4 protein-coding genes, 3 tRNA genes and 1 pseudogene are annotated in these 5,764 nt (G+C 73.4%); 1 reads left to right on the plus strand and 7 read right to left on the minus strand.

The features are described from left to right. From FNX44_RS22945 to FNX44_RS22975, 7 genes are all read right to left on the minus strand, one after another. Positions 1-829, minus strand: an 829-nt coding sequence (locus tag FNX44_RS22945) for a DEAD/DEAH box helicase (protein ID WP_143650698.1), incomplete at its 3' end; no start/stop codon positions are given. A 95-nt stretch (positions 830-924) separates the two neighbouring features. Next, positions 925-2,445: a serine/threonine-protein kinase gene (locus tag FNX44_RS22950; RefSeq protein ID WP_143650699.1), complete on the minus strand. Its 1,521-nt coding sequence runs from the start codon at positions 2,443-2,445 to the stop codon at positions 925-927. A 136-nt stretch (positions 2,446-2,581) separates the two neighbouring features. Beyond that, positions 2,582-2,655, minus strand: a tRNA-Phe gene (locus FNX44_RS22955). A 23-nt stretch (positions 2,656-2,678) separates the two neighbouring features. Further along, positions 2,679-2,753: transfer RNA gene (locus tag FNX44_RS22960), tRNA-Asp, on the minus strand. 38 nt (positions 2,754-2,791) lie between these two features. Continuing rightward, a tRNA-Glu gene (locus FNX44_RS22965) sits at positions 2,792-2,864 on the minus strand. Between the two features lie 131 nt (positions 2,865-2,995). Next, complete coding sequence (locus tag FNX44_RS22970) at positions 2,996-4,705, minus strand: metallophosphoesterase family protein (RefSeq protein ID WP_143650700.1); 1,710 nt, start codon at positions 4,703-4,705, stop codon at positions 2,996-2,998. Between the two features lie 100 nt (positions 4,706-4,805). Then, on the minus strand, positions 4,806-5,156 hold the full coding sequence (locus tag FNX44_RS22975) for a metallopeptidase family protein (RefSeq protein ID WP_143650701.1): 351 nt from the start codon (positions 5,154-5,156) through the stop codon (positions 4,806-4,808). A gap of 137 nt (positions 5,157-5,293) precedes the next feature. Between FNX44_RS22975 and FNX44_RS22980 the strand changes: the two are divergent. Then, a pseudogene (locus FNX44_RS22980) lies at positions 5,294-5,764 on the plus strand (hypothetical protein); the annotation flags it as partial.

The raw sequence follows: 5,764 nt of genomic DNA on the forward strand, positions 1-5,764 counted from the left end.
TCCCTGCGTCGCCCGGGACCGCGTCGGCCCCGCCCGACGCGGTCGGGGTCGACGCGGTCGGGGTCGACGCGGTCCCGGGCGACGCAGGGACGGTCGCGTAGGCGCCGAAGTGCCGGGAGAACCGCTCCGGGTCGATCGTCGCCGAGGTGATGACCACCTTCAGGTCCGGCCGCTTCGGCAGCAGTTGCGCCAGGTAGCCGAGCAGGAAGTCGATGTTCAGACTGCGCTCGTGCGCCTCGTCGATGATGATCGTGTCGTACTGCAGCAGGTCCCGGTCGGTCTGGATCTCGGCCAGCAGGATGCCGTCCGTCATCAGCTTGACCAGGGTGGTGTCCTTCACCTGGTCGGTGAAGCGGACCTTCCAGCCCACCGCCTCGCCCAGCGGTGTGCGCAGCTCCTCCGCGACCCGCTCGGCCACCGTGCGGGCGGCGATCCGCCGAGGCTGCGTGTGACCGATCCGGCCCCGCACGCCGCGCCCCAGCTCCAGACAGATCTTCGGGATCTGGGTGGTCTTCCCGGACCCCGTCTCACCGGCGACGACCACCACCTGGTGGTCCCGGATCGCGGCCAGGATGTCGTCCTTCTTCTGGCTGACCGGCAGCTGCTCGGGGTAGGTGATCTCCGGCAGGGCGGCCCGCCGCGCCGCCAGCCGCTCCTCGGCCCTGGCGACCTCGGCGGCGATCTCCTCGAGTGCCGCCTGCCGGGCCTCCGGCTTGCGGACGCGTCGGACGCCGTCGAGCCGACGGCCGAGCCGCCGCGCGTCGCGCGGCATCAGTTCGGGAAGCCGCTCCGAGAGGGCGGGCAGGGTGAGGACAGGCGCACTGGACATACGGGTCCCAGCATCCCACCCCACCGTCCCGTCCGGCGACCCCATTACCGGCGGCCCGTCACCGGCGATCCGGCGTCACCGGCGCCCGCAGACGGTCACGACGGGCGCGCGCCCAGCGCCTGGGCGAGGAAGCGGGCCTCGTTCTCCTTCATCGCGATGGCGATGGTGACGCCCGGCCCGTCGAGCTGTTCCAGCACCCGGACGCTGACGAGCAGACGGGAGGAGTCCCGGAGGACAAAGGCCAACTGGTCGTGGGGCTCCCCGCGCCCGGCCACGCCGCCGGTCAGCCGCGAGAACGCCGCCCGGTCGGACGCCCGCAGACTGATCCGCACACTCCAGGCACCACCCGAATCCGGTGTGGTCTCCGCCCGGACGTCCTCGAAGCGCCGCACGGTCATCCCACCGTCGTCCTTCGTGACCACGCAGGTCTGGCGGTCGTCCGCCGTCCAGGACCGGCCAGGCGGGGAGTCCGCCCGGCACACACCCGGTGACACCGCCTCCACCGGCAGGATGCTCACAGGTCCGTCCGGCACCCCCACCGAGGTGGGGGTGCCGCCGTTCCACGGGCCGAGCGCCCACACCGCCGTCCCCACGACGCCGGCGGCGGCGACCGCCCCGGCGCCCAGCAGCGGTACTCTCCACCGGCGCGCGGGAGGGGAACCCCGGCCCGCGAGCCGACGTGTCAGTCGGTCGGTACGCGGCGCCCCTGCTCCCGTCTTCCGCGCGACCCGCTCCGCCGCGTCCCGCACGGCGCGCACCCGGTAGCGGCGGTGGCGCTCGATGGCCTCGGTCCAGGCGGGCGGCAGCCAGTCCTCCCCGCCGCGTGCCTCCGGGCGGGCGGCGAGTACCCCCTGGCAGCGGGCCAGCACGTCGGCGGCCCCGGGCCTGCGTGCCGCGTCGAGCTCCAGGCAGGGCAGGACGAGCGGCTCGAGCTCCGCCGGCAGCCCGCTGACGTCGAGCTCGCCGGCGGCAGTGCGCACCAGCTGCGCCAGGGCCCCGTCGGCGCCGCCGTCCCGATAGGGCGCGCGCCCCACCGCCAGGTGGAAGAGCGTCACTCCGAGCGAGAACACGTCGGACGCCGGAGTCGTCGGCTCGCCACGGGCCTGCTCCGGTGACGCGTACAGCACCGTCCCCAGCGCCGCCCGCGTCTGCGTGACGTCGTGCGCCTGGGAGATGCCGAAGTCGATGACACGCGGCCCGTCCAGCGGCAGCAGCACGTTCGACGGTTTGACGTCGCGGTGGACGAGTCCGGCCTCGCGGATGCTCAGCAGCGCCTCCGCGATCCCGGCCGCCAGCCAGCTCAGCGCGTCGGGCCCGAGTACCCCGCAACGTTCCACGAGGTCGCGCAGCGACGGGGCCGGGACGTACTCGGTCGCCATCCACGGGACGCTCGCCTCGACGTCCGCCTCCACGACGCTCGCCGTGTAGACCCCGCGCACCCGCTGGGCGATCCGCACCTCGCGGGCGAACCGCCGCCGGTCGTCCTCCGACTCGGTCAGGAGCGTCTTCACCGCCACCGTCCGGCCCCCGGGAGACCGGGCGAGCAGCACCCGGCCCATGCCACCGCTGGCCAGTTCCTCCAGAACCACATAAGGCCCGAACCGCTCCACCGGCACACCGCCCCCCTGTCAGCGACGGCCCCAGTATGCAAGTCCCCGAACGGCAGGGGCTGGTGCGGTGCGGTGAAGGCGGCGAACGGAAAAGCCCCGCCGAATGTCTTCGACGGGGCTTCTGCCCTGTTCAGGGCGGTTGTGGCTGGGGCCGGGGTCGAACCGGCGACCTTCCGCTTTTCAGGCGGACGCTCGTACCAACTGAGCTACCCAGCCACGCGATCCACGGGGGATCGCAGCGGTCCTGACGGGATTTGAACCCGCGGCCTCCACCTTGACAGGGTGGCGAGCACTCCAAACTGCTCCACAGGACCAAGCTTCGCGCGAGAACAAGTCTCGCACAGATCACGCGTGCCCCCAACGGGATTCGAACCCGTGCTACCGCCTTGAAAGGGCGGCGTCCTGGGCCACTAGACGATGAGGGCTGATGGCCCGCCTGGGCGCTTTGTCAGCGCGTCGGGGACGTGAGAAGCATATGGGATACCCCGACGGTTCGCCAAAACGGATTCGGCCGCGCGGCGGCCGACCGGTGTGGTGCGGCCGGTCGGCCGCCGTCTCAGCCGGTCGGAACGGGGGTCGGGGTCTCCCGGCGGGCCGGTGCGGCGCGGTTGTCGTCGTCCTCCTCGCCTGGTTCTCCGGTGCCGGTCGGGGAGGGCACTTCGGTCGGGGAGGGTGAGCCGGTCGGGGCCGGGGACCCCGCGGGTTCGTCGGAGGAGGGGGAACTGCCCGGTTCGACGTCCGGCGGGAGGTGGCGGCTGACCTCGGCGGTGGTCGTACCGAGCCCGCCCAGGGTGATCTCGTCCCACGCCTGGAGCCGTCCTGTCTCGTCGTCCAGGTACAGCACGGACGCCGAGACCCTCTCCGGCACGTCCTGCTCGACCGCGCGCAGCCCACCGCCGCCTGTGGAGCCCTCGATCATCATGAACGTGCCCTTGCCGAGCACCCGCTGCTTGCGATTGTGGGAGTGGCCGGCGAGTGCCAGCGGCACCTCGCCGTCGACCTGCTCGACGAGCGTCGGGTTGTGTCCGACGGCGATGTCGACGGGCTTGCCGAGCACCTTCGAGGTGCGCAGCGCGGCGGCCAGCCGGCGGCCGGCGACGACCTGCTCGGACTCGTCCTCGATCTGCACCCTGCGGTCGGGCGTGAAGTGCGGGTCGCCCATCCCGGCGAGGCGCAGCCCGGCGATCTCCAGGGGTTCGCCGTCGTCGAGGACGTGCACGTTCTCCATGTCCTCCAGGTACTTCTGGGTGGTGCGCGAGTCGTGGTTGCCGCGCACCCAGACGAAGGGCGCGCCCAGTTCGCTCGCCGGGTCCAGGAACGGGTTCTCGGCGGCGGTGCCGTGGTCCATCGTGTCGCCGGTGTCGACGATGACGTCGATCTCGTACTGCTCGACGAGGGACTCGATGATCAGCCACGCGGCCGGGTTGAGGTGGATGTCGGAGACGTGCAGTACCCGGGTGGTGTTCGGGTCGGGCTGGTACGTCGGCAGGGTGGAGGCCGCGTTGTAGAGCTTGGACATGTTGGTCACGAGCCGGGCGAGTTCCTGCTGGTAGACGTCGAAGTCGGTGACGATGCGGCGGGCGTCGCCGACCAGGCTGGGCGCGCCGGCGAGCAGCCCGGAGAACCTCGGTTCGAGTATGGCCTTCGGGTTCCAGGTGGTGGCCGCGGTGGCGCCGGAGGCGGCCAGCACGGCCAACGCCATTCCGCCGGCCAGCAGCGCCCGCCGGGGCCTGCGGTAGACGGCCAGTCCGAGTGCCGTCGCGCCGGCGACCACCGCCACGAAGGACCGCAGCGCCAGATCCCGGGTGCCGCTCTCGACGTCGGATGCGACCATGTCCTGGAGCTCGCCGAACCGTTCGGGGTTCTCGACGAGGTAGCCGGCCCGGTCCGGGTCCAGCCGGGTCACGTCGACGTCCAGCCGGAGCGGCCCGTGGTGGGTGTCCAGTTCCAGTGCGCCCAGCGGGGCGACGTTGATCTTCGTGCCGCCGGTGAACGAGGGCCGGAGCGTCATCGTGGTGTCCATCGGCCCCACCGGCTTGTGGACGCTCCCCACGATCAGCAGTCCGAGCCAGGCGCCCAGCAGGGTGACCGCGACCATCCCCAGGGCGCGGACGAACGGCCGGGGGCCGGGGGTGAGTTCGAGTTCCGGTGGACGGGGATGGGCGGCCGCGCGGAGCCGGCGCACCACCCGGGCGGGCAGGCCACCCGCCCGGCTGAGCGCGGACCTGACGGACTGGCGCGACAGCCGGCGTGTTGCTCGGGCCATGTCCCAGCCTCTGCCCCGGCCGGTGCCGGACTATGCGCCCGACCCGGGGCGTACCCGACAATGGCCTAGCGGCGAGTGGCGGCGCGGCGCGTGCGGCGGCTCAGCCCCAGCCCAGCTCGTGCAGACGTTCGTCCTCGATGCCGAAGTGGTGGGCGATCTCGTGGATGACGGTCACGGCGACCTCGTGGACGACCTCCTCCGGTGACCCGCAGTAGCGCAGCGTCGGACCCATGTAGATCGAGATCCGGTCCGGCAGCACCCCCGCGTACCACTCGCCGCGCTCGGTCAGCGGGGTCCCCTCGTACAGGCCCAGCAGCTCCGGGTCGTCGGCCGGCGGCTCGTCCTCCACGAACACCGCGACGTTGTCCATCAGCCGGGCCAGTTCCGGGGGAACCTGGTCGAGCGCGTCACTGACCAGACCCTCGAACGTCTCGCGCGTCATCTCCAGCACACGGCCATTCTCCGTGACGGCCGCCGCTCGCGGCACGGCCGTCGCCCCGCCCGTCCCGGGACCGCGCGCGATCGCGTGTCCTGGCGGCGGGGTGACGCGTTGGGCATGGCCTACGGATCACCCGCCTGGAGGCCCCCGTGCAACCACCCTCCGCGCCTCCGCGGCGCGCCCGCACCGGCCCGGTGGCCGTCGCGCTGACCCTGCTGCTCGCGGTCGGCCCGCTGACCGGCTGTGTCACCGTCGGCGGCGGCCCGCAGCCCAGGCCGGTGCCGGCCGGCAACCCGATGGACGCGGGCGAGGACTCACCCGGCGCGGGGCCGTCGCCGAGCGGCGTCGGCCGGGTCGGACGCGCCGGCGAGCACGAGGTGGGCGCCGGCGAGTCGCCGTCCGCGGGCGCCCTCGGCGAGCAGGAGCGGGACGCCCGCGAGAAGGACGAGGACGACGACGGGAAGGGGCGCAAGGCGCGGGAGGAGGCCCGGCCGGAGCGGGACAAGGGCGGGAAGCGGCAGGAAGGCGACGCCGGCTCCGGCGGCGGGGGGCGACCGGGCGGCGTCGCCGAGCCGTCGTCGGGCGTGTCGCCCTCCCCGGCGCCCAGCTCGTCGCCCTCC

This window comes from Streptomyces alkaliterrae, assembly GCF_007097205.2.
GTDB classification, from domain to species: domain Bacteria; phylum Actinomycetota; class Actinomycetes; order Streptomycetales; family Streptomycetaceae; genus Streptomyces; species Streptomyces alkaliterrae.